Origin of the sequence: Bacillus sp. 1021 (genome assembly GCF_014534735.1) — a bacterium.
Taxonomy (GTDB): Bacteria; Bacillota; Bacilli; order Bacillales; family Bacillaceae; genus Bacillus; species Bacillus siamensis.
Map to the genome: position 1 here is coordinate 23520 of NZ_JACVSR010000003.1, position 23811 is coordinate 47330.

Here is a 23811-nt window from a genome sequence, read left to right on the forward strand (position 1 = left end):
AAGATAAAAAGGAGGAGACATAATTGTCTAAAACATATCAAAAATGGATAGCTTTCGGATTATTTTTTATCGTACTGTGCACAGGCCGCTCGGCTTTTGCGGCGACATCTCAGACTCAGACGGGAGGCCTCGGGAATATCGGTTTTTTCCACGATTACCTGATCGAGCCGTTTTCGGCACTTTTAAAAGGTGTGGCGGGCCTGTTCCACGGTGAGTACGGACTGTCGATTATTCTGGTGACGATTATCGTCCGGATCGTTGTATTGCCTTTGTTTGTGAACCAATTTAAGAAACAGCGGGTGTTCCAGGAAAAAATGGCTGTGATCAAACCGCAGATCGACAGCATCCAGGCTAAAATGAAACAAACGAAAGATGCGGAGAAACAAAAAGAACTGCAAATGGAAATGATGAAGCTTTACCGTGAGCACAATCTGAATCCGATGGCAATGGGATGCCTTCCGATGCTGGTGCAATTCCCGATTTTGATCGGTTTTTATTACGCCATCCGCTCAACGCCGGAAATCGCTTCACACTCGTTTCTGTGGTTCAGCTTAGGGCATTCTGATATTCTTGTATCACTGTGCGCGGGCGCCATGTATTTCTTACAGGCTTATATTTCCCAAAAGTTAAACGAGAAATATTCACCGGCCGCTCAAAATCCGGCCGCGATGCAGTCAGCAAAAATCATGGTCTTTATTTTCCCTGTCATGATGACCATTTTTTCACTTAACGTACCGGCTGCGCTTCCGCTTTACTGGTTTACAAGCGGACTGTTTTTAACAGTGCAGAACGTGCTTTTACAGCAGACGCATCATAAAAAGAAACAAGCTGCGGCTCAGGCGGAGCCCGCAAAATCATAACATTGAACCTGCCGTGTGAATTCCGGCAGGTTTTTTCATGTGGATCTTACGAAAAAAAGCACCCAATTCATTGGGTGCTTCGTTTTTAGTTGGCTGCTGTTTCGATAATGGCAACAACCATTTCCGCCGTTTTGACGAGCTCTTCAATCGGCATTTTTTCATTTTTCGTATGGATTTGTTCATAACCTACTGACAGGTTGACTGTCGGAATGCCGTGGCCGGCAATGATGTTCGCGTCACTTCCGCCGCCGCTCGTCTGAAGTTCGCTCGGCCGGCCGATTTTTGCCGCCGCTTTTTTCGCGACTTCCACAACCTGATCGCCGTCCTGGTATTTGAAACCCGGATACATGACCGCGATGTCCACTTCTGCGCGGCCTCCCATCTCAGCTGCCGCAGATTCGAAAGCTTCCTTCATTTTCTGCACTTGCGCTTCCATTTTTTCAGGCACTAACGAACGCGCTTCAGCCAGAATATCAACTTGATCGCAGACAATATTGGTTTGCGTGCCTCCTTCAAAACGTCCGATATTAGCCGTTGTTTCTTTATCAATACGGCCGAGCGGCATTTTTGAGATTGCTTTTGATGCGATTGTAATCGCGGAGATGCCTTTTTCCGGTTCTACTCCCGCATGAGCCGTTTCTCCGAAAATGGTTGCTCTCACTTTCGCTTGTGTCGGCGCGGCTACAATAATGTTGCCGACTTTTCCGTCTGAATCAAGCGCAAAACCGTATTTCGCGGTAATGTCTGAACGATCCATTGCTTTTGCTCCGACTAATCCTGATTCTTCTCCGGCCGTGATGATGAATTCAATCGTTCCGTGCTCGATGTTTTGTTCTTTCAGCACTTTAATGGCTTCAAACATTGCGGCAAGGCCCGTCTTATCATCAGCGCCTAGAATCGTCGTGCCGTCGGTTTTGACATAGCCGTCTTCCACAATCGGCTTAACGCCTTTTCCCGGAACAACAGTGTCCATATGCGATGTGAAATAAATCGTATCCGCATCTTTTGTGCCCTTTAAGGTGCAGATTAAGTTGCCGGCTCCATGCCCCGTCACTTCTTTTGTATCGTCTTCTTTTACGCTCAATCCTAAATCAGTAAATTTTTGTTTGAGCACCTTGCTGATTTCCGCTTCGTGTTTTGTTTCTGAATCAATTTGAACAAGTTCCAGAAATTCTTCAAGCAGGCGTTTTTCGTTTACCATTTTCAGTTCCTCCGTTTAAAGCGGTATATTACCGTGCTTTTTTTTCGGTCTTTCCTCTTCCTTATGTGCAAGCATGTCAAATGCCTGAATCAATTTTTTCCTCGAGTCTTCCGGCCGGATGATGTCATCCACCATACCGCAGGCAGCCGCTTTATACGGACCGGCGTTTTCCTTTTCATATATGGCTTTTTTTTCGCGCTTCATTTTTTCCGGATCGTCAGAAGCCTGTATGTCTCTGCGGTATAAAATCGATGCCGCGCCTTCTGCTCCCATCACGGCAATTTCCGCATTGGGCCAGGCAAATACAAGATCAGCTCCGAGCCCTTTCGAATTCATGGCGACATAAGCGCCTCCGTAAGCTTTTCTGATGATGAGCGTCACTTTCGGCACCGCCGCTTCGGCAAAAGCATACAGCAATTTTGCTCCGTGACGGATGATTCCCGCATGCTCCTGCTGGAGGCCCGGCAGAAATCCGGGAACATCAGCGATCGTTAACAGCGGAATATGAAATGCGTCGCAAAAACGGATGAATCTCGATGCTTTGTCAGCGGCATCAATCGTGAGGCTCCCCGCCAAATGTTTCGGCTGGTTTGCGACAAAACCTACCGTGCGACGTCCGAGCTTCAGAAAACCGACAGCAATGTTTTTGGCAAAATACGGCTGAATATCAAAAAACGTTCCGTCATCCGCCAGTTCTTTTATCACCTGTAACACATCGTAAGGTTTCGAACTGTCCGCGGGAACGAGGGTGTTTAATAACGGTCTGATGTCTTCCTTTTTAACGGGCAATGCCGTCTGTCTGCCGTGCGGGAGATAAGAAAGCAAGGTTTTCACCGCGGAAAGAGCCTCTTTTTCCGTTCGTGCGGAATAGTGGGCATTTCCGCTTATCACATTATGTATTCCCGCACCGCCTAAACTTTCCGCGTCAATCCGTTCACCCGTCACCTGTTCAATGACTTTAGGGCCTGTAATAAACATGTGCGACGTCTGTTCCGCCATAAACACAAAATCCGTCAGAGCGGGTGAATAAACAGCACCGCCGGCACATGGCCCGAGGATAACAGAAATTTGCGGAATCACGCCCGAGTAAAGGACGTTCCGCCTAAAAATATGACCGTATCCATTTAATGATACCACACCCTCCTGAATTCTCGCACCACCTGAGTCGTTCAGTCCGATGATCGGGGTTTTATTTTTAGCCGCCAGATCCATCACCGCCGCGATTTTTTCGGCATGTGTCTCACCGAGCGTCCCGCCGAGAACGGTAAAGTCATGAGCAAATAAATACACGGGCCGTCCGTCAATTGTCCCGTATCCGGTAACGACGCCGTCTCCCGGAGCATTTTGGCATTCGGGCATGCGGCTTTTGGCAAACGGCTGAAGCTCTGAAAAACTGTCTTCATCCAATAAATAGGCAATTCTTTCTCTTGCCGTCAGCTTGCCTTTTTTGTGCTGTTTTTCATTTCTTTCCGCACCGCCGCCGTTTGTTAAAAAGGAACGTCTTTCGTTTAAATGTCTGATATGGTCACTCATGCTCATCTTGAGTTTCTCCTTTTTCAATTGTTTCACAAAGCTCAATCAAAACCCCGTCCGCCTCTTTCGGGGAGAGAAATGCGATCTTCTTCCCGCCCGCTCCGCTTTGCGGTTCATGATGGATCAAAGTCATGCGGCTTGATTCAAGCTCCTTGATCGTTTCCTTAAGATCGGCGCACCTGAACGCCAAATGATGCAGCCCTTCGCCTCTTTTCTGTAAAAAAGAGCTGACGGGAGACGCTTCTGACAGCGGCTCAATCAGCTCAAGTTTTGTGCTTCCCGCTTCTAAAAAAGCAACTTTCACATTTTGGCCGTTTACCAATTCGTCTCCCATATACGTAAGCCCCAGCATCCGTTCATAAAATCCTCTTGCGGCATCAATAGAGCTGACGGCTATCCCGATATGATCAAGTTTTTTCATCGCGCGGGCACCTGCTTTCTGTCATAGGATATGGCTTGTTCATACAAGCAAAACACGTTAAAATGATAGACAGTAATCTTAAGGAGTGAAACGATGTCTCAGAAATTCATGAAAAGCGCCGTCATCGTCATTTTAGGCGTATTTATACTGTCAACAGTCCTCTCAGGCATTATGATGTATTTGCGTTAAAAAAGCGGGCGCCTCATTGCACGGGGGTTTCCTGCTTTTTTATGAGGGCTTTCCGCTCTTTTGCAATGTCCTCAAATGAGCGGTTTTCTTTTGTAATCAATACTTTTGTTCCGGGAGGGATAATCCGAAAAATATGGATGACATCCCGGTTTTTCATGCGGATACAGCCGTTTGATACAAACCCTCCGATCAGCTCTTCTCTGTTTGTTCCGTGAATGCCGTATATCCTGCCGTCGGTTCCTTTCGCATCAAAACCGATCCAGCGGACGCCGAGCGGATTTTCCGGCGCACCTCCCTCTACATTTTTCTTCCGGTAATACGGATTTACAGCCTTGACCGTTACCGTAAATTCTCCTTCAGGCGTCAGATCATCTGTTTTTCCCGTCGCCACCTGATAAATGCCTTCTATTCGATTATCCTTCACAACCGCAAGCGCATTTGTGGTTTTATTGACGATGATGTAAGGGTCACCCGGCAAAGGATTCGCGCCAAGCGGCCAAAGCGGAGACAGCAGCAGGGTTGCTGACAATAAAAAAAATCGCATGGGCTCCCCTCCTTTTTTCATTAGAATGACCAATGAAAGGGGGACTCATGCGATAATCCATGTGTTTTTTACAGCTTGATGCCTTTGAAATAACTTTTAATCACGAGATATTGTTCCATCTCACCGAGCAGGTGGAATAAAGCCGCCCGCGCTTCAAATTCCTCGCGTGTTGCCGGGAGCGGCATTTCTTCAAATTCCGTTCTCATTTCCGCCAGTCTTTTTAAAAATTTATGGGCGGTATTGCCGGGATGAATAGCTTCCCTTAATTCATGGATAAAATGGGCAATCATTTTTCCCTGCTCCACCGTTATTGAAACAGAGGTAATCTTCGGCAGCAGCCTTTCGATAATTTCAAATTGTTTCTGTCTCATTTTAAAATAATGATAGTAGAGATTTTCATGGCGCAAAATATGATTCTGGACGTCACGGTACGCGAGGTTTTTCGCCTCTTGAATCATCTGATGCGTCTCCGGTATTTCTTTCCCCGTCCAATCTTGCTCACCTGTTAACAAATACCGTTCGATTTCGGCGAAGATGACGGCAAAGTTGTCCTCGATTTTTTTCCGGTACGCCGCAAGTTTTCTGTCCAGGCTCGGCATATACAGATTCATTAACAGCGCAACGCCGATACCTACGGTGATCAGCTGGAACTCATTCCAGATAAACGCCGGCGTAATGCCGCCGGACATATATAAATGAAGAATGATAACTGAGCTGGTGACGATCCCCTCGTTTATTTTTAAAACGACTGTAGTCGGAATGAACAGCACGAGCAATATTCCGATCACAAACGGATAATAGCCGATCAGTCCGAAAAAGACATATGAAAAGACGATCGCCAATAAACAGGCGGCAAATCGGGCCCACGAGGCCTGAAGAGACCGCTTTTGCGTAATTTGGATGCACAATATGGTGATGATTCCTGCGGATGCGAAGTTTTGCAGATGCAACAGCTGGGCTAAATAAATGGCCAGCGCCGTTCCAAGTGCGGTCTTTAGTGTGCGGTAACCGATTTTAAACATTGCTTGCTCCATTCTGTTTGTTTCGTTCTCAAAAAAAAGAAGAAGAGCATTCTTCTTCTTTTCTTACAGTTATATTTTATAATATTTTTTCTAAAAAGTCCTGTGCTCTTTTTGACTTCGGAGAAAGAAAAAATTCTTCCGGCGGCCCGTCTTCCACTATTGTGCCATCATCCATGAATAATACGCGGTCTGCGACTTCCTTGGCAAACCCCATTTCGTGCGTGACGATCACCATCGTCATGCCCGTCTGCGCGAGCTCTTTCATCACCTCAAGGACTTCTTTGACCATTTCCGGGTCAAGGGCTGAGGTCGGTTCATCAAACAGCATGATGTCAGGATTCATGGCAAGCGCCCGCGCGATGGCGACACGCTGCTTTTGCCCGCCTGACAAGCGGTTCGGATAGTCGTTCCGTTTTTCAAGCAGCCCGACTTTTTCGAGGAGCGCGCACGCCTTTTCTTCCGCCGCCTTTTTGGATTCTTTCTTCACACTGACCGGCGCGTATGTGATATTATCAAGCACCGTTTTATGAGGAAACAGATGAAAATGCTGAAATACCATGCCGATATTTTCCCGCACTTTCAGTTTATTCGTTTTAGCGGCGGTGATTTCTTTTTCTTTAATGGCAATCGTTCCGCCGCTCGGGGTTTCCAGCAGATTTAAGCAGCGCAGAAACGTTGATTTGCCCGAGCCGGAAGGCCCGATGACGGCGACGACTTCACCTTCTTGGATCTGTGTTGAAATGTTTTTCAATACTTCATGTTTCCCGAATGATTTTGAAAGGTTGTCGACCTTAATCATTGGCTTTCAGCTTCCTTTCTACGCCTTTTCCGATGAATGCTAAAATCAAAACGAGCACGTAATAGATTAAGCCCGCCACAATAAGAGGCTCTAAATAGTTGTATGTTGCGGCGCCGGACTGGTAGGCCCGTCTCATGATATCGCCGAGACCGATAACCGTGACGATCGCCGATTCTTTCGTCAAAGTGATTAATTCGTTTATAATGGCCGGAGAAATGTTTTTGAATGCCTGCGGCAGCAGCAGATCTTTCATCATTTTTCCGTACGGCACGCCGAGAGCGACGGCAGCCTCTTTTTGTCCTTTGTCAATCGCGTTGATTCCCGCTCTGATAATTTCAGAGACGTAAGCGGCAGAATTGAGCGATAAGGCGGTGACCGCAGCCCAAAATTGGTCGATCTGAAAGCCGAGGAGCTGCGGCATACCGAAATAAATGATCATCAGCTGCAGCACGAGCGGCGTGCCGCGAAAAATTGAAGTATAAAAATCCGCAATCCATTTCAGCGGACTGATCGTGCTGATTTTAAACAGACTGAGAATGATGCCTAATACAAGGCCGATGACCGCTGAAACGAGCACAATTTTTAATGTGACGGCAAGGCCTTCCAATATAAAAGGAATTTGGGGTATTGTCGCTGAGAAATCCAAATTCATACGTGTAATCTCCTTTACCTATATTCAAGATAAAAAGCTCAACGAAAAGTTGAGCTTTCTTTTATTTCTCGTTGGTGAACCATTTTTTCTTCAGTTTTTCGATTTCTCCGTTTTTCTCCATTTCTTTCAGCGCTTTGTTAAACTTCGCTGTCAGATCACTGTCTTTGCGGAACGCAATCGCGGAGCCCGATTCGTCTGATTTCGCATCTGCTGAGACAAAGCCCTGCAGATCATGATTTGAACTGAAATAGCCCTGTGCCACGATGTCTTCGATAATTGCGGCATCAAAACGTCCGGATTTAATCTCTTCCGTTAAGTCTGAAATGCGGTTGCGGTCTTCGAGCTGAAAACCGTATTTTGAAGCAAGCTTCTTGCCTTTTTCTTCTTGAATGGAGCCGAGCTGAACACCGACGGTTTTGCCTTTCAGATCATTCAGAGATTTAATGCTGCTTCCCTTTTTCGTAACGATCATATTGTTAGCAGTATAATAAATATCTGAGAAATCTACTTGCTTTTTCCGGTCCGGCGTAGGTGTCATTCCTGATAAAATCATATCAACCTGCTTAGACTTCAGCGATGTAATCAGACTGTTGAAGTCCATGTCCTGCACCTCAACGTCATAGCCGGTCTTTTTGCCCAGAGCTTTTGCAAGATCAACGTCAAATCCGACGATCTGATCGCCGTCTTTATATTCAAACGGTTTATAATCAGCCGATGTACCCATAATCAGTTTGTTCTTTCCGCCTTCTGAGCCTGAATTGCCTGATCCGCAGGCGGACAGCGCAAAGGTGATACATGCGGCAGTCAATACCAACAGCCATTTCTTCATGATTATTTTCCCCCATATCTGCTTATCTCTTAAACTTGAATATTTATTCGTTAATCTGTATTTTAAACACTTTTTACTAGTTATGCAATACTATTTTCAAAAAATATAATTCCCTTTCTTTATTTATTATAGTCATTGTTTTTCGAATGAGTGACAGCTGATTGCCGGTGCATAAATATTTATATTTATACAAACACCATATAAAAAAACCCCGCAAGCGCTCGGCTCCGGGGTTTTCCTTTTTACTTATACTTCTTCACAATATTCTTCAAATGCTTCCTGCAGTTTTGTGACGACGGCCATAGGCTCATGTCCTTCAATTTCATGGCGTTCCACCATTTTCATGATTTTCCCGTCTTTTAAAATCGCAAAGGACGGAGAGGACGGCGGATAGCCTTCAAAGTATTCTCTCGCTTTTGCTGTCGCTTCTTTGTCCTGTCCGGCAAAAACCGTCACAAGCTGATCCGGGCGTTTATCATAATGTACGGAATGGTACGCCGCAGGTCTTGCAATTCCGCCTGCGCATCCGCACACAGAATTGACCATAACAAGTGTCGTTCCTTTTTTCGAAAGCGCTTCGTCCACTTCCTCGGCGGTTTTCAGCTCCGTATAACCGGCGGCTGTGATTTCCTGGCGGGCTTGACGCACGACATCATTCATAAATAAATTAAAATCCATATTCAACTGGGACCTCTCCTTTTTGATCATCTTCTCTTATGATAGCAAGGAACCTGCCCTATCGGCAAATGACACCGCTCATCTCTGATTGTTTTTTGTCCCTTTTATGTTTTCGATGTAAGTTTATGACCTTTTAAAAACGGGAAACTTGTTAAAGAGATTGTCTGAAATAAAGGAGCAGTCGTATGAGCCAACGGAAAGCAGTATTAATTTATAACGGAAACGCCGGTCAAAAACAGATTGATAAAACCCTCGGCACGGTCGTCCCCATTTTGGCCCAGTCAGCTGACGAGCTTTTGATTAAACCGACCAAACATCAGGATGATGCCAGTCAGTTTTGTGAAAATCTCGACAGCTCGGTTGACCATTTATACATTTTAGGCGGAGACGGCACGGTGCATCAATGCATCAACAGCATCAGCAAGCTTGATCACAGACCCGCTGTCGGCATTTTGCCGGGGGGAACGTGCAACGATTTTTCACGGGCGCTCGGCATCCCGCAAAACCTTCAAAAGGCCGCTGAAGCGCTCGCAGCCGGGCATAAACGAATGATAGACGTCTGTAAATCGGATGACGGCTATTTTTTAAACTTCTGGGGGATCGGGCTGATCACTGAAGCATCGAGCCATATTAATGAAAAAGAAAAAGCATTGCTCGGGAAAATCAGCTATTTCACGAGCGCCTTGCGGACGATGACAAGCGCGAACCCTTTTCCCGTCAGATTGACGATCGACGGTGAGGTGAAAGAAGACGAGGCCGTTATGGTGCTTGTAATGAACGGGCATTTTATCGGGACAAACAGAGTACCCCTGCCTGATGCCAGCCTTCAGGACGGGTTAGCCGATGTGTTAATCTGCCGCAGTACAAGCCTTGCCGCTTTGCGGGAGCTGATGACGATGGAGCAGGGTTCATTTGATGATTTTAAAGGGGAGCTTTCGTATATTCAGGCTTCCAAGATTGAAATCGAAACCGGACGTGAAATGGACGCGGATACGGACGGCGAGGTATATGGAAAGGCGCCTTGCACGATCGAAGTAAAAAAACATCATCTCACCATGCTCGTTCCCGAAGATTCAGAATGAAACTGAAAAAAACTCCCTTTGCCGCCAGGGCAAAAGGGAGTTTTTTTTAATAGACTGAAGTATTTTCGTCAATGTTTTCTAAGATCTCTTTGACGCGTCCGAGGAAACGGCCGCATACGAGCCCGTCAAGCACTCTGTGATCTAAAGACAGGCAAAGATTAACCATATCACGCACGGCAATCATCCCGTTATTCATGACAACCGGACGTTTGACGATTGATTCTACCTGAAGAATGGCTGCCTGCGGATGATTGATAATGCCCATAGACTGAACAGAGCCGAAAGATCCCGTGTTATTGACGGTAAAGGTGCCGCCCTGCATATCATCGGCGGCAAGTCTTCCGTCTCTCACTTTTTTCGCAAGATCCGTTATTTCTCTGGCTATGCCTTTAATCGTTTTTTCATCAGCATGCTTAATAACCGGAACAAACAGCGAATCTTCTGTGGCAACGGCAATGGAGATGTTGATGTCTTTCTTTTGGACGATTTTGTCCCCCGCCCACATGCTGTTCATTTGCGGGAACTCTTTAAGAGCCTGCGCCGCCGCTTTTACAAAGAAAGCGAAGAATGTTAAATTGAAGCCTTCTTTTTGTTTAAACGAGTCTTTCATGCTGTTTCTGTACGCCGTCATGTTTGTGACGTCAACTTCCATCATCGTCCAGGCGTGCGGAATTTCTGTTTTGCTTTTATGCATATTGGCTGCGATGGCTTTTCTGACGCCTGTAACCGGAATTTCAATATCACCGGCTGACAGAGCTGGTGCCGGCGCTTGTTTTTGCTCCTGTTTCGGTGCTTGTTGTGTTGTTTGGACGGCAGCCGGTGCCGGTGCTTCCGTCTTCTGCTGCATTCCCGAATCAATGATCTTTTGAATGTCTTTTCGCGTAATTCTTCCGCCTGCACCCGTTCCTTCCACTTCTTCAAGCTGAATGCCGTGTTCTCCCGCTAATCTGAGCACGGCCGGCGAATATCGCGCTTTATTTGACTGATCTTTACCTGCACGGTTTGAATCGGTGTCTGCGGTGTCTGCAGGGGGATTCTGCACTTCTTCCCGCTTCGGCGCCTCTTCGGCTGCCGTTTCTTCTGTTTCAATTTTGCAGATGATCTCGCCTACTGCAAGAGTCTGCCCTTCTTCCCCTACTAGTTCTGTAATCGTACCGGTAAAAGAAGACGGCACCTCCGCATTCACTTTATCTGTCATGACCTCCGCGATGGGGTCATATTTATTCACTTGATCACCCGGGGATACCAGCCATTTGCTGATCGTCCCTTCCGTCACGCTCTCTCCGAGCTGAGGCATAGCCATTTGTTCAATCGCCATGTCAAAAACCTCCTTACGTCTTTAAAACTCCGCTAATTCTCTCATCGCGGCTTCTGCTTTGTCAGGATTCATCATGAAGTATTTTTCCATTGCCGGCGCATAAGGCATCGCCGGAACGTCAGGACCCGCAAGCCGCTTGATCGGTGCGTCTAAATCAAATAAGCAGTTCTCAGAAATAATGGCGGCGACTTCGCTCATAATGCCGCCTTCTTTCGTATCTTCTGTGATCAGCAATACTTTACCCGTTTTAGATGCGGCTTCAATGATGGCTTCTTTATCTAACGGATAGACCGTACGCAAATCTAATATGTGCGCGGAAATTCCGTCTTTTTCAAGACGCTCGGCAGCCTGCAGAGCGAAATGGACGCATAAACCGTACGTAATGACAGTAATGTCGCTGCCTTCGCGTTTTACATCCGCCTTACCGATCGGAAGGACGTAATCGTCAGCAGGGACTTCGCCTTTAATCAGGCGGTACGCCCGCTTATGCTCGAAAAACAGTACGGGGTCTTCGTCACGGACAGCAGCTTTTAACAGCCCTTTTGCATCATAAGGAGTTGAAGGCATGACAATTTTAAGGCCCGGCTGGTTGGCAAAGATGGCCTCCATAGATTGGGAATGATACAACGCCCCGTGCACGCCGCCGCCATAAGGCGCTCTAATGACCATCGGACAGCTCCAATCATTGTTTGAACGGTAGCGGATTTTTGCCGCTTCTGAAATGATTTGGTTGACCGCAGGAAGAATGAAATCGGCAAACTGCATCTCCGCGATCGGACGCATGCCGTACATGGCGGCGCCGATGCCGACACCCGCAATCGCTGATTCCGCAAGCGGCGTATCCATCACCCGCTCTTCTCCGAACTGCTCATAGAGACCTGCCGTGGCTTTAAACACGCCGCCTTTTCTCCCGACGTCTTCCCCGAGAACAAAAACGCGCGGATCTCTTTCCATTTCTTCTTTCATTGCTGCATTAATACTGTCAATATAAGACATTACAGACATAAGTATTCCTCCCTACTTCGCATAAACGTGATCAAGCGTTGATTCAGGAGATGCATATGGCGCTTTCTCCGCTTCGTCTGTCGCTTCGTTTACGATCGCCATGATGTCATCCAGCATGGTCTTTTCTTCTTCTTCACTAAGAAGCCCGGCTTCTTGAAGGTATGTTTTGTATATAAGAAGCGGATCTTGTTTCTTTGCTTCTTCTACTTCTTTGCGTTCTCTGTAGCTGCTGTCGTCATCGTCACTCGAATGCGGCGTCAAACGGTAGGAAACCGTTTCGATTAATGTAGGGCCTTCGCCTTTAGACGCACGTTCGCGCGCTTCTTTCACGACCCGATAAACTTCAAGCAGATCGTTTCCGTCAACAGTGATGCCCGGCATGCCGTAGCCTACCGCCCGGTCGGAGATATTCTCGCAGGCCACCTGTTTGTCATACGGGACAGAAATGGCATACTTATTGTTTTCACACATGAAAATGACCGGCAATTTATGCACGGCGGCAAAGTTCGCCCCTTCGTGAAAATCTCCCTGATTGGAAGATCCTTCTCCAAAGGTCACGAAAGAAACGATATCCTTTTTATCCATGCGTCCCGCAAGCGCGATCCCCACTGCGTGAGGGACCTGCGTCGTAACAGGAGAGGAGCCCGTTACGATTCTGTTTTTCTTTTGACCAAAGTGTCCCGGCATCTGCCTTCCGCCTGAGTTCGGGTCAGCCGCTTTCGCAAAACCGGACATCATCAAATCCTTTGCAGTCATACCGAATGCAAGAACAACTCCCATATCTCTGTAGTAAGGAAGCACATAGTCGGTATCGCGGTTTAAAGCATAGGCCGCGCCTACTTGGGCCGCTTCCTGCCCTTGACATGAAATAACGAACGGAATTTTGCCCGAGCGGTTTAACAGCCACATTCTTTCGTCGATTTTTCTGGCTAACAGCATGGTTCTATACATTTCAACGGCTTCCGCGTCAGAAAGCCCTAATGCTTGATGGCGGTTTGTAGTCATTCAAACCCCTCCTTCTTTCCTTTTAAAAATGAATCGCGTTTCCGTCTGCGGCTAGTGCAGCTTCTCCAATCGCCTCTGAAAGCGACGGGTGCGGGTGTATGGACTGGCCGATTTCCCACGGCGTCGCATCGAGCACCTTGGCAAGCCCCGCTTCAGAGATCATATCGGTGACGTGCGGACCGATCATATGAACACCGAGAATATCATCTGTGTTCCGGTCGGCGACGATTTTGACAAAGCCGTCGCTTTCCCCGTAAACAAGAGCTTTTCCGATCGCCATGAACGGAAACTTTCCGACCTTAAGTTCGTGTCCTTTGCGTTCGGCTGCTTCTTCTGTCAAACCGACACTCGCCGCTTCCGGATTTGAATAAATGCATTTTGGCACAAGAACGGCATCAAGAGGCGCCGGATTAAGACCCGCCATATGTTCAACGGCAATGATGCCTTCACGGGATGCGACATGTGCAAGCTGCAGTCCGCCGACAACATCACCGATCGCATAAATGTGCGATTCCTTCGTCTGTCCGGCTTCATTTACGACGACAGAACCGTTTTCCGTTACAATGTCCGTGTTTTCAAGGCCGATTCCTTCAATGTTGGGCTGGCGGCCGATGGAAACAAGCATTTTTTCTGCATGATACGTTTCGCTTTTTCCATTCTTTTCAGCGTCAATTGAAACACCGTCCGCTTTTTTCAATGTATCCGGAAGCACTTTCGCTCCCGTCACGATCTTAATTCCTTTTTTCATTAACAGTTTTTCCATTTCGCTTGAAATATCACGGTCCTCAGTCGGCAAAATGCGGTCCGCATATTCGATCACAGTGATATCGACGCCGAAATCGTTCAGCATGGATGCCCATTCAATACCGATGACACCGCCGCCGACGATCATCATGGATTGGGGCAGACGTTCAAGCTCAAGCGCTTCATCTGACGTCAGAATATATGTACCGTCAGCTTCTAAACCCGGCAGCATTTTCGGTCTCGAACCGGTTGCGATAATCAATTGTTTCGGTATCAGCATGTCGTTTTCTTCGCCATTTGCGTATTCAACGGAAACCGTACCTGGAAGAGGTGAGAAGATGGAAGGGCCGAGCATACGTCCGTACCCGTTGAATACATCAATCTTCCCCTTTTTCATCAGGTGGGCGACACCGCCGGCCAGCCGGTCAACGATTCCCTGCTTTCGTTTTTGCACACTGTCAAAACGGAGGGAGACACCTTCCGTTTCAATGCCGAACGATGCCGCTTCCTTTGCGGTTCGATACACTTCCGCGCTTCTTAACAGTGCTTTACTCGGAATACATCCTTTATGCAGGCATGTTCCGCCGAGTTTTTCTTTTTCTACAACGGCCGTTTTTAAGCCGAGCTGGGCCGCTCTGATGGCGGCGACATAACCGCCTGTTCCGCCGCCCAGAATGACCACATCATACTCAGTCGCCATCTGTTTTCACTCCTTCGCCGATCTGATATTGTTTTGCCTGCTCCTCACCGGCTAAAACCCGAAGCGCGCCTTGCGCGAGAGATTGCAGTTCATTTTCTCCCGGATACACCAGTACATCCGAAATCCAATCTATGTACGATCTGATGGCGGATACGAAACGTTTCCCGTACGCTAATCCGCCCGTCAGGACGATAATGTCTACTTTTCCTTTTAAAACGGCGCTTGCCGCCCCGATTTCTTTTGCTACTTGATAAGCCATGGCATCATAAATGAGCCTTGCATGCTCATCTCCGTCCTGAATTCGTTTTTCCACTTTCAACGCGTCCGTTGTTCCCAGGTAGCCGGACAGTCCGCCGGTGCCGACAAGTTTTTTCATCATATCGGCTTTTGAATATTTGCCGGAAAAACACATTTCCACCAGATCTCCAGCCGGAACGGTTCCCGCACGTTCCGGACTTAAAGGTCCTTCACCGTGAAGCCCGTTGTTGACATCCGTCACCCTTCCGCAGTCATGAACGCCGACTGTGATCCCTCCGCCCATGTGGGTGACGACCATCTTCATCTGTTCATACCGCTTGCCGAGGGACGCCGCCGCCTGACGGGCAACGGCTTTTTGGTTTAAAGCATGAAAAATGCTTTTCCGCTTGATTTCAGGCATCCCTGATACTTTAGCGAGCGGAGTCATCTCATCCACCACGACCGGATCGACGATGTATGCCGGGATATTTAGCCCGTCAGCAATTTCCCTGGCAATAATTCCGCCCAGATTGGAAGCATGCTGGCCGTTGTAGCCGTTTTTCAAATCAGTGATCATGGCGTCATTCACTTCATATGTTCCGCCCTCAATCGGTCTGAGCAGGCCGCCTCTGGCACAAACGGCATCAAACTTTGAAATGTTGATGCCCTGTTCGTGCAGAGACTCAAGTATGCTTATTTTTCGAAATTCGTATTGGGCGATAATGCTGTTAAATGTTTTCAGCTCTTCTTCGGGGTGCCGCAGCGTCTTTTCAAATATACAGCGTTCATTGTGAAAGACGCCGATTTTCGTTGATGTTGAGCCTGGATTCAGAATGAGAATGCGTTTTTCCTGTTCGAACATTTTCATACCTCCAGATCAATTTCCTACCGTCTGCTTAATATGCTTTGGCCGTTTTGCAGAAACTGGCTTCTTGAACGGCGCATGCGCTCAATTCGTTCCTCAGCAAGACGGTCAGCCGCTAAGTATGTCGGAATGCCGTCACGCGCAGAAATATCGAGCACCCGTTCAATGTTTGCATAGATGCCTTCAACCTTTTTCAAAGCCCGCTCTGCATTGTAGCCGTAAAGCTCATCTGCTACATTGATGACGCCGCCGGCATTGATGACATAGTCCGGCGCGTATACGATTCCCATCTCATGAATGGTATCGCCGTGACGTGTTTCTTTCAGCTGGTTATTGGCCGCTCCCGCAATGACTTTCGCCTTCAGCTGTTTAATCGTGTCATCGTTAATGACAGCGCCGAGAGCACACGGAGCATAAATATCGCACGCCTGTGAGTAAATGTCGTCCGGATCGACTGCACGGGCGCCAAAGTCCGCAACGGCACGTTTAACAGATTCTTTATTGATATCCGTCACGATTAAAGAAGCGCCTTCTTCGTGAAGGTGGCGGCAAAGATTATAAGCCACATTTCCCACGCCTTGCACAGCAATTGTTTTTCCTTCCAGTGAATCAGTGCCGAACGCCGCTTTAGCAGCAGCTTTCATCCCTTTGTATACGCCGTACGCCGTAACCGGAGACGGATTTCCTGAGGAACCGAATGCAGGAGAAATCCCTGTTACATAGTCTGTTTCATCATGAATAATATCCATATCTTCAACGGTGGTGCCGACGTCTTCCGCCGTAATATATCTTCCGTTTAAGCCTTGGATGTACCGGCCGAATGCGCGGAACATTTCTTCATTCTTATCCTTGCGCGGGTCCCCGATAATAACGGTTTTCCCGCCGCCCAGGTTTAGTCCGGCAGCCGCATTTTTATAAGTCATGCCTTTTGCGAGTCTTAATGCATCTTCAATCGCAGCTTCTTCACTGTCATATGTCCACATTCTTGTTCCGCCGAGTGCAGGACCGAGCGTCGTATCATGAATCGCGATGATCGCTTTTAATCCAGATTGTTCATCTTGGCAGAATACCAACTGTTCGTAATCATAAGTCTCCATATATTTAAAAATTTCCATAGGTTCGTTCCTCCTACTGTTCTTGTGATGCGCAAATCGCAAGCGCAATTGAATACAGTTTATTTTCTGCGGTATCCGCTCTGCTCGTTAATGCAATCGGCGCCTTCGCACCGGCGATGACGGCAGCAACATTTGCTTTCGCAAAATAAATCATTGACTTATAAAGCATATTTCCAGCCTCAATTGAAGGAACCAAGAGAATATCCGCCTGGCCCGCAACGCTTCCGGAAATTCCTTTTTGGAGTGCGGCCGCTTGGGATACGGCATTATCCAAAGCAAGCGGTCCGTCCGCAATGCAGCCCGTAATTTGTCCTCTATTGCACATTTGGACGATTGCAGCGGCGTTCAGCGTCGCCTCCATTTTCGGGTTGACCGTTTCAATTGCGGCAAGGACTGCTGCTTTCGGCATAGGGTTCCCTACTGAATGTGCGACATGAACCGCATTTTGCAGAATATGCCGAAGCTCTTCAAGAGACGGGGCAATGTTCAGCGCCGAATCCGTTACATACATCAGCCGGTCATAGTCCGGCACCTCAAAAACGGCTACATGTGATAACACCTTTTTTGAACGCAGCCCTTCCTGTCGGTTTAACACCGATTTCAGAAGAGTTGAGCTCGGCAGATTCCCTTTCATTAAAATATCCGCCTCTTGTTCGCGCACTGCCCGCACTGCTTTTGCCGCAGATTCTTCGGGTGAATCGGCGTGGACGATTTCAGCATTAAACTTCGGCTCGTTTTCCAGGAGTTCTTTCAGCTTTTCACTGTCACCCGTCAGTAAAAATCGTGCCGATAAGTGTTCTGCCGCCATTTTGAGGGCTTGGATCACTTCTTTATCTGCTGCGTGGGCCACTGCAATGGTTTTTGCGTTTTTTGCCGCGGCTTTTTCAACTAGGTCTCTCAGCTTCATTTTGTACCACCTTCCTTGTGCGAATCCGCTTTTATCAATGCAAGTTCCGTGCCAAATATGCGGGAGGGTTATTCCGGCCTTTTTTCAAGAAAACATGCAGCTGGTTGCGCTGTTTCTGCAATTTATTGCATGCCGTCATTTGCAAGGCCGTACTTGTCCATTTTGTAGTACAGATTCCGAATGCTGACGCCAAGCGCTTTTGCCGTTTTGGTTCGGTTGAATTTGTGCTTTTCAAGTGTTTTTTGAATGACATGCGCTTCAAATTTTTCAACGGCTTGAGAGAGTTTTTCTCCTTCCACATCCGGAAAATCACTTTGAGCGCCGTTTTTTTCATTCAGCTCTGTTTCAAAAACAGGCAGATGCTGCTGTTCGATCCGCTCCATGTTCGGCTCTAAAAATATCATCGCCCGGCCGAGCACATTTTCGAGCTCTCGTACGTTTCCAGGCCAGCTGTAGGCTGATAAAGCACGCAGCGCGTTGGGCGAGAGCCCCTTTACGTTGCGTCCGTAATCCTGATTGATTTTTTCAATGAGCCGAATGCTCAGCGCTTCAATATCTTCTTTACGCTGCCGAAGCGGCGGGATGGAGATCGGATAGCGGTTAATCCGGTAATACAGGTCTTCCCGGAACGTCCCTTCCGCCATGGCTTTTTCGATGTTGACATTTGTCGCTGCGATAATTCTGACATTGACAGGAATTGCTTTAGTGCCGCCGACTCTGATAATTTCTTTTTCCTGCAGAACCCTGAGCAGCTTTGCCTGGGTGCTTTGGGTCAGCTCCCCGATTTCATCTAAGAAAATGCTGCCGTTATTCGCTTCTTCAAAAAGCCCTTTTTTGCCCCCGCGCCTCGCGCCCGTAAACGCGCCTTCCTCATAGCCGAAAAGCTCGGATTCAAGCAGGGATTCAGACAGGGCTGCACAATTGACCCTGATGAATTTATTGTATTTTCGGTCGCTTTCGTTATGGATGGCGTGGGCGAAAAGTTCTTTTCCGGTGCCGGATTCTCCCCGCAGCAGAATCGTCGCCGGCGTTTTCGCCCCGAGCTTGGCCTGTTCAAGGGCGACCAGCATTTGTTCACTCGTGCCGATAATGTCATCAAACGTGTATTTCGCTTCAAGCGTGCGGATGATCTGGCGCGCCCGGTTCAATTCAGCCGTCAGCGTTTTAATTTCTGACACATCGTGAATGACGCCGACGCTTCCTTTTAAAATACCGTCGACAATAACAGGGGCAACATTCACGATGACATCCTTTTTATTGGGGCCGACTTTCATCCTTACCCCCCGTACGGGCCGCCTTGTCCCCAATACTTTCAGATGCATGCTTTCCCCTTCCGAAATATCGGTGGAGGCGGGTTTTCCGATGACTTCGCTTTCTGCCAGCCCGGTCATTTTTGTATACGCTTTGTTGATTAACATTCCGATGCCGTTTTCATCAACGACGGAAATGGCTTCGTCTGACGATTGAATAATCGCTTCGAGCATAGTGCGGATTTGTTTTAAGTTCGTGACCTCTTCTGCCAGCTCAACCGCGTCCGTGATGTCTTTAAACACACATAACGCCCCGAGAAGCTTCCCGCCTTCATCAATGATCGGCAGTCTTGTCGTGACAATCTGAAGGTGCTTTCCGAGGAGCTGCTTCTGGTTATACTCCGGCTCTCTCGTTTCCAGAATCCGCGGCAGTTTTGTATTCGGCACTACGTCTTTAATTTGGCGGCCGATGACATCTTCCCGTTTTTGACCGACCATTTTTTCAGCCATCTGATTAAATAAAATGATCGTTTCATTGACGTCTATAAAAATCATGCCGTCGTGCGTTGAATTAAAAATCCGGTCATGCTTATACGTCTGGGACTTCAGCATTTGAATAAGCTCCTGTTTTTCCTCCATCAGCTGAAACATCATGTACGCCAATTTTCCCGGCATGACGATGGTTTGTTCTTTTTTTTGTTGGAGAAGCTCATCCATGACCGCCTTGTCGCCCGTTGTATGGATGATGATATCTATATCTTCGGTTATGTAAGATTTCCAATCTGATGAGGTTGCAATTCCATATTTCCGGGCTTCTTGCAGCCCTTGCGCCTCCGGATCTTGATCAACCACCGCAATAATTTGGATCAGCTTTGTTTTCATCAAAATCTGTAAGAGCGCCGTGCCTCCTTTACCAGCACCTATAATCAGCACCTTCTGCATCCCGATACCCCTTTATATGAAAAAATTTGCACACCTGTATTTTCCGTTGCAATAATTTGCACAACCCCTATGTTACCATGTTTTCATCTCTTGACAAAATATTTTTTCGATTGGACAATAAAGGAAATCACATCGTAAAGGGGTTTTCTGAATATGAGCCGGCTTGTTGCGCTTTTGATTCTCGTCCTCCCCGGCGCTGTCGCGGCGCTCGGCATTAAGCTGATGAGAGATGCATTATTCGGGCATGTGTTTGCCCCGTTTCCGTCCCTTTTTCTTCAGGGAGCTGCCGGACTGGCGTTTTTTTTATTCGGCCTTTATATTCTGGCCGGGTTTATTCTGTACAGAGATCGGAAACGCAACCAAGTCAGCCCGCGGTTCAGGAAAAAAAAGCTGTAAAAAAAGCCCTTGCAAAAAAGGGCTTTTTCAGTCGTCCGGCAGTATCGTTTTAGCAATGGATTGATCCAGTTCTTCATAGTCATCGTAAGCGATCGTTTCATATAATTCTTTTCTCGTCTGCATATCGGAAAGCCCCGCTTTTTGCGAGCCTTCTTCTTTTATAAGGCGGAAAATACGCTCAAAGGCCTTGGCCGCCGTTCTGAGTGATGTGACCGGGTAAATGACCATGTGACAGCCCATATCGGAAAATTCTTCCGCACTGTAATACGGCGTTTTTCCGAACTCGGTCATATTTGCGAGAACCGGCACACTGGTTTGTTTGGAAAACGCTCTGAATTCGCTTTCTGATTGGAGCGCTTCCGGAAAAATAGCGTCAGCACCCGCTTTTATATAAGCGGCCGCTCTTTTTACGGCGCCCTCCAGCCCTTCCTGCTGTCTGGCGTCTGTCCTTGCAACAACGAGAAGAGTCGGCGCGGCCTGCTTGACCGCTTTGATTTTCTGCGCCATTTCTTCAATCGGCACGAGCTGCTTCCCATTCAGATGCCCGCATTTTTTCGGCAGGCGCTGATCCTCCATCTGCACTGCGGCTGCGCGCGCTTCATACATTTCTTTCGCCGTCCGGGCAGCGTTCAGGATACCTCCGAAACCCGTATCAATATCCACAAGGACGGGCAGATCAGAGGAGCGGACCAAATCTTTAACCCGTTCAGCCATTTCCGCCGACGTGATGATGCCTAAATCGGGCAGCCCTCTGCTCGCCGTGTAAGCCGCGCCTGATAAATAAAGAGCCGAAAACCCCGTTTTCTTGGCGATAAGAGCAGCCATCGCATCATGAGCACCGGGGATCTGCAATACATCCGGCGCTGTCATCAGCGTACGGAACCGCTCTGCAAGCTCCTCTTGAGACGACTGCCTGCTGACGATCCACGTCATGTTTGTCACCCTCCTATTTTATATGAGAAATAAGTCCATAAATTCAATAACGCTGAGCTGCTGCATCCGTCCGCTATGTCTGCAGGCTTCTTCTATTTTACGCTGCTGCTTCAATGAAAAATGAGTGCTGATGTTTGCTGAAAACTTGGCAAGAATATTCGGTACGGCTTCGTTTCTGCGGAACCGGTGCCCGAGCGGGTATTCACATTCGATCCGTTCCGTAGCTGTGCCGTCTGTAAAATGCACCTGTACGGCATTTGAGATGGATCGCTTATGCGGGTCTAAGTAATCCTTTGAGTACGCTTTGTGTTCCGTCACCTCCATTTTACCCCGCAATGTATCAATTCGCGGGTCAGACGCCGTTTCCTCTTCATAATGATCTGCCTTTATATCTCCGAAAAGAAGCCCGATTGCCGTAATGTACTGCAGGCAATGATCCCGGTCTGCCGGATTGTGAAGCGGCCCTTTTTTATCGATAATCCGGATTGCTGATTCATGCGTCATAATCGTGATCCTGTCGATTTCCCCGATGCGGCCTTTCACCTGCGGATGGAGCCGGACCGCGCATTCCGCCGCTGTCTGGGCGTGGAATTCTGCCGGATAGGATACTTTAAACAATACATTCTCCATCACATAGGACCCAAGCGGGCGGGCAAGCTTTATTTCCTGCCGGTTAAATAATACGTCTTGAAATCCCCACACCGGTGCGGTCAGCGCCGTCGGGTACCCCATTTCACCTTTTTGCGCCATCAGGGCCAAATACACTCCCCTGCTCGTCGCGTCACCGGCCGCCCATGATTTGCGCGACCCGGTGTTCGGCGCATGCCGGTACGTTCTGAGGCTTGAATTATCAATCCAGGCGTGAGATACGGCGTTATTGATTTCCGCTTTTGAGCCTCCCAGCATGTGGGCGCAAACAGCCGCAGTCGCCACTTTCACAAACAGCACATGGTCAAGCCCGACTCTGTTTAAACTGTTTTCTAAAGCGAGGATTCCTTGAATTTCGTGCGCTTTGATCATTGCACGAAGCACATCGCGCACGGTAAGCGGTTCTTTCCCTTCAGACATTCTCACTCTGGAAATATAGTCCGCACAAGCTAATATGCCTCCGAGATTGTCAGACGGATGACCCCATTCAGCCGCAAGCCACGTATCATTATAATCGAGCCACCTGTTGATGCATCCGATATTAAAGGCGGCCGTGACGGGGTCTAATACAAAAGGCGTGCCCGGGACCCGGCTGCCGTTCGGCACAACGGTTCCCGGGACAATCGGGCCGAGCAGCTTTGTACATTCGGGATAGCTGAGCGCCAAAATTCCGCAGCCTATCGTATCAAGAAGCACATGTCCTGCCGTAGTGAAAGCTTCTGAACTGTCAATCTCCTGATGGAGCACGTAATCAGAAATCTCTTCGATCACGGCGTCCATTCGGCGGGTTTCTGTCATGTTTTCATCTTCCTTTCTTATCTGTTTACAGGCGCGCTCCGGTATAGCGGACACGCGGGCGGAAAAGCCGGTTTCTGCTGTGCTGTTCAATGATGTGCGCGCACAGGCCGACGGTTCGCGCACTGAAGAATATAGGCGTGTACAGCGGTATCGGAATGCCGAGCATGTAATAGACCGGCGCTGCGTAGTAATCTAAATTCGGATAAAGGCCTTTTTTCTCCCGCATGACGGTTTCGCCGGCTTCACACATGTGATAGAGACGGAAATCCCCCGAGAGATCAGACAGCTTTTTCAATGCTTCTTTCATCATGAGCGCCCTCGGATCCATTTTTTTCATGTAGACACGATGTCCGAAGCCCATGATTTTTTCTTTGTTTGCGAGTTTCTGAGTTAACAATTGAATAAACCCGTCTGTATCCTTCGCTTCTTCAAGCATGTACATCACCGCTTCGTTCGCTCCGCCGTGAAGGTTTCCCTTAAGCGAGGCGACGGCTCCGGTGAGAGCGCCGTAAATATCCGATTGCGTCGAAGCGATGACACGGGCTGTAAATGTTGAGTTCGGCAATTCATGCTCACTGTATAAAAGAAGCGACCTGTCGAATATTTCTTCTTCCAAGGAGGACGGCGTTTTTCCGGTAATCATATATAAAAAGTTTGCGCTGTACGATAAGGTTCCGACAGGCGCTAAAGGTTCCTGACCGTTTATGACACGATAGCTGTTAACTGTCAGATTGGGCATTTTGCCGATCAGCCCGCGGACACGGTGCCGATTTACAGAAGAAGTGCGGTCATCAATATTCTTGTCAAAGCCGCCAAGTGCGGACAAGCCTGTCCTCAGACCGTCCATCGGATGAGTATGTTCAGGCAGCAGACGGCATATATGCAAGATTTCCTCGGGAAGGTCTCCGCCGCGCCGGATGTCATCTTCAAGCGCCGCCTTCTCTTTCGCATCAGGAAGTCTGTCTTCCAATAAGAGGTGGACAATGTCCATATAGCCGGCCGTTTTAGAAAGCTCGATCAGATCATGGCCTTTGATTAAAATCCTGCCCTGCTGTGTATCCAGAAAAGAAATCCCCGTTTCCACCGCAATGACGCCATCTAAACCGGGAGAATAAGATTCCATGGTTTCGCTCCTTTT

The 23811-nt window shown here is 48.1% G+C and carries 24 protein-coding genes; 4 read left to right on the plus strand and 20 right to left on the minus strand.

All coding sequences use genetic code 11. The annotated features are described in order from the left end of the window. Nucleotides 1-23: 23 nt before the first annotated feature. Nucleotides 24-860, plus strand: a complete 837-nt coding sequence (locus tag ICW23_RS11690; RefSeq protein ID WP_049626980.1) for a membrane protein insertase YidC — start codon at nt 24-26, stop codon at nt 858-860. Nucleotides 861-945: 85 nt separating this feature from the next. Here the strand turns inward: ICW23_RS11690 and ICW23_RS11695 are convergent, their stop codons facing one another. From ICW23_RS11695 to mce, 3 genes are read right to left on the minus strand one after another with little or no spacing between them, the layout of a single operon-like run. Beyond that, nucleotides 946-2061 (minus strand): M20/M25/M40 family metallo-hydrolase, encoded by a 1116-nt coding sequence (locus ICW23_RS11695; protein WP_045927160.1) that lies wholly within the window; start codon nt 2059-2061, stop codon nt 946-948. 15 nt (nt 2062-2076) lie between these two features. Continuing rightward, nucleotides 2077-3594, minus strand: coding sequence for an acyl-CoA carboxylase subunit beta (locus ICW23_RS11700; protein ID WP_188154679.1), 1518 nt, complete (start codon nt 3592-3594; stop codon nt 2077-2079). Then, on the minus strand, nt 3587-4015 hold the full coding sequence (mce, locus tag ICW23_RS11705; RefSeq protein ID WP_188154543.1) for a methylmalonyl-CoA epimerase: 429 nt from the start codon (nt 4013-4015) through the stop codon (nt 3587-3589). The genes ICW23_RS11700 and mce overlap by 8 nt, the downstream gene beginning before the upstream one ends. A gap of 93 nt (nt 4016-4108) precedes the next feature. On the opposite strand from mce, the gene prli42 reads away from it, so the two are divergent. Continuing rightward, on the plus strand, nt 4109-4204 hold the full coding sequence (gene prli42 / locus ICW23_RS11710; RefSeq protein WP_016939040.1) for a stressosome-associated protein Prli42: 96 nt from the start codon (nt 4109-4111) through the stop codon (nt 4202-4204). A 13-nt stretch (nt 4205-4217) separates the two neighbouring features. Here prli42 and ICW23_RS11715 read toward each other — a convergent pair whose 3' ends face one another. From ICW23_RS11715 to brxB, 6 genes are all read right to left on the minus strand, one after another. Then, a complete protein-coding gene (locus ICW23_RS11715) occupies nt 4218-4748 on the minus strand; it encodes a L,D-transpeptidase (protein WP_188154544.1) in 531 nt (176 codons plus the stop codon). Between the two features lie 68 nt (nt 4749-4816). Next, nucleotides 4817-5770 (minus strand): aromatic acid exporter family protein, encoded by a 954-nt coding sequence (locus ICW23_RS11720; RefSeq protein ID WP_016939038.1) that lies wholly within the window; start codon nt 5768-5770, stop codon nt 4817-4819. A gap of 76 nt (nt 5771-5846) precedes the next feature. Next, nucleotides 5847-6569 carry an arginine ABC transporter ATP-binding protein ArtM gene (gene artM, locus ICW23_RS11725; RefSeq protein ID WP_016939037.1) on the minus strand — a complete coding sequence of 241 codons (723 nt, stop codon included), beginning with the start codon at nt 6567-6569 and terminating at the stop codon, nt 5847-5849. After that, on the minus strand, nt 6562-7221 hold the full coding sequence (gene artQ / locus ICW23_RS11730) for an arginine ABC transporter permease ArtQ (RefSeq protein ID WP_016939036.1): 660 nt from the start codon (nt 7219-7221) through the stop codon (nt 6562-6564). Before artQ ends, artM begins: the two co-directional genes overlap by 8 nt. A 61-nt stretch (nt 7222-7282) precedes the next feature. Then, nucleotides 7283-8050, minus strand: coding sequence for an arginine ABC transporter substrate-binding protein ArtP (artP, locus tag ICW23_RS11735; RefSeq protein ID WP_045927157.1), 768 nt, complete (start codon nt 8048-8050; stop codon nt 7283-7285). A 246-nt stretch (nt 8051-8296) separates the two neighbouring features. Beyond that, complete coding sequence (gene brxB / locus ICW23_RS11740) at nt 8297-8734, minus strand: bacilliredoxin BrxB (RefSeq protein WP_003153223.1); 438 nt, start codon at nt 8732-8734, stop codon at nt 8297-8299. Between the two features lie 179 nt (nt 8735-8913). Between brxB and ICW23_RS11745 the strand changes: the two genes are divergently transcribed. Beyond that, nucleotides 8914-9810 carry a YegS/Rv2252/BmrU family lipid kinase gene (locus ICW23_RS11745; protein WP_188154545.1) on the plus strand — a complete coding sequence of 299 codons (897 nt, stop codon included), beginning with the start codon at nt 8914-8916 and terminating at the stop codon, nt 9808-9810. Between the two features lie 46 nt (nt 9811-9856). On the opposite strand, the gene ICW23_RS11750 is transcribed toward ICW23_RS11745, so the two are convergent. From ICW23_RS11750 to ICW23_RS11785, 8 genes are all read right to left on the minus strand, one after another. Continuing rightward, nucleotides 9857-11128 (minus strand): dihydrolipoamide acetyltransferase family protein, encoded by a 1272-nt coding sequence (locus tag ICW23_RS11750; RefSeq protein ID WP_064779017.1) that lies wholly within the window; start codon nt 11126-11128, stop codon nt 9857-9859. A gap of 21 nt (nt 11129-11149) precedes the next feature. Beyond that, a complete protein-coding gene (gene bfmBAB, locus ICW23_RS11755; RefSeq protein WP_016939032.1) occupies nt 11150-12133 on the minus strand; it encodes a 3-methyl-2-oxobutanoate dehydrogenase subunit beta in 984 nt (327 codons plus the stop codon). Nucleotides 12134-12145: 12 nt separating this feature from the next. Beyond that, nucleotides 12146-13138 carry a thiamine pyrophosphate-dependent dehydrogenase E1 component subunit alpha gene (locus tag ICW23_RS11760; protein WP_049626987.1) on the minus strand — a complete coding sequence of 331 codons (993 nt, stop codon included), beginning with the start codon at nt 13136-13138 and terminating at the stop codon, nt 12146-12148. 22 nt (nt 13139-13160) lie between these two features. Further along, on the minus strand, nt 13161-14582 hold the full coding sequence (gene lpdA, locus ICW23_RS11765; protein ID WP_095241630.1) for a dihydrolipoyl dehydrogenase: 1422 nt from the start codon (nt 14580-14582) through the stop codon (nt 13161-13163). After that, complete coding sequence (buk, locus tag ICW23_RS11770) at nt 14572-15687, minus strand: butyrate kinase (protein WP_095241629.1); 1116 nt, start codon at nt 15685-15687, stop codon at nt 14572-14574. The genes lpdA and buk overlap by 11 nt, the downstream gene beginning before the upstream one ends. Before the next feature lie 17 nt (nt 15688-15704). Beyond that, nucleotides 15705-16799 carry a branched-chain amino acid dehydrogenase gene (gene bcd / locus ICW23_RS11775; protein WP_188154546.1) on the minus strand — a complete coding sequence of 365 codons (1095 nt, stop codon included), beginning with the start codon at nt 16797-16799 and terminating at the stop codon, nt 15705-15707. A gap of 13 nt (nt 16800-16812) precedes the next feature. Continuing rightward, complete coding sequence (yqiS, locus tag ICW23_RS11780; protein ID WP_016939028.1) at nt 16813-17706, minus strand: phosphate butyryltransferase; 894 nt, start codon at nt 17704-17706, stop codon at nt 16813-16815. Between the two features lie 122 nt (nt 17707-17828). After that, entirely contained in the window at nt 17829-19898 is a 2070-nt protein-coding gene (locus tag ICW23_RS11785) for a sigma-54 interaction domain-containing protein (RefSeq protein WP_064779015.1), read from the minus strand. A gap of 153 nt (nt 19899-20051) precedes the next feature. Between ICW23_RS11785 and ICW23_RS11790 the strand changes: the two genes are divergently transcribed. Beyond that, nucleotides 20052-20294, plus strand: coding sequence for a DUF2627 domain-containing protein (locus ICW23_RS11790; protein WP_016939026.1), 243 nt, complete (start codon nt 20052-20054; stop codon nt 20292-20294). A gap of 27 nt (nt 20295-20321) precedes the next feature. On the opposite strand, the gene prpB is transcribed toward ICW23_RS11790, so the two are convergent. Genes prpB through mmgD form a run of 3 tightly spaced genes read right to left on the minus strand, consistent with a single transcriptional unit; the run spans nt 20322 to nt 23796 of the window. Then, nucleotides 20322-21227: a methylisocitrate lyase gene (gene prpB, locus ICW23_RS11795; protein WP_064779013.1), complete on the minus strand. Its 906-nt coding sequence runs from the start codon at nt 21225-21227 to the stop codon at nt 20322-20324. An 18-nt stretch (nt 21228-21245) separates the two neighbouring features. Further along, nucleotides 21246-22673: a bifunctional 2-methylcitrate dehydratase/aconitate hydratase gene (locus ICW23_RS11800; RefSeq protein WP_188154547.1), complete on the minus strand. Its 1428-nt coding sequence runs from the start codon at nt 22671-22673 to the stop codon at nt 21246-21248. A gap of 25 nt (nt 22674-22698) precedes the next feature. Then, nucleotides 22699-23796 carry a citrate synthase gene (mmgD, locus tag ICW23_RS11805; protein WP_049626993.1) on the minus strand — a complete coding sequence of 366 codons (1098 nt, stop codon included), beginning with the start codon at nt 23794-23796 and terminating at the stop codon, nt 22699-22701. Nucleotides 23797-23811 lie beyond the last annotated feature (15 nt).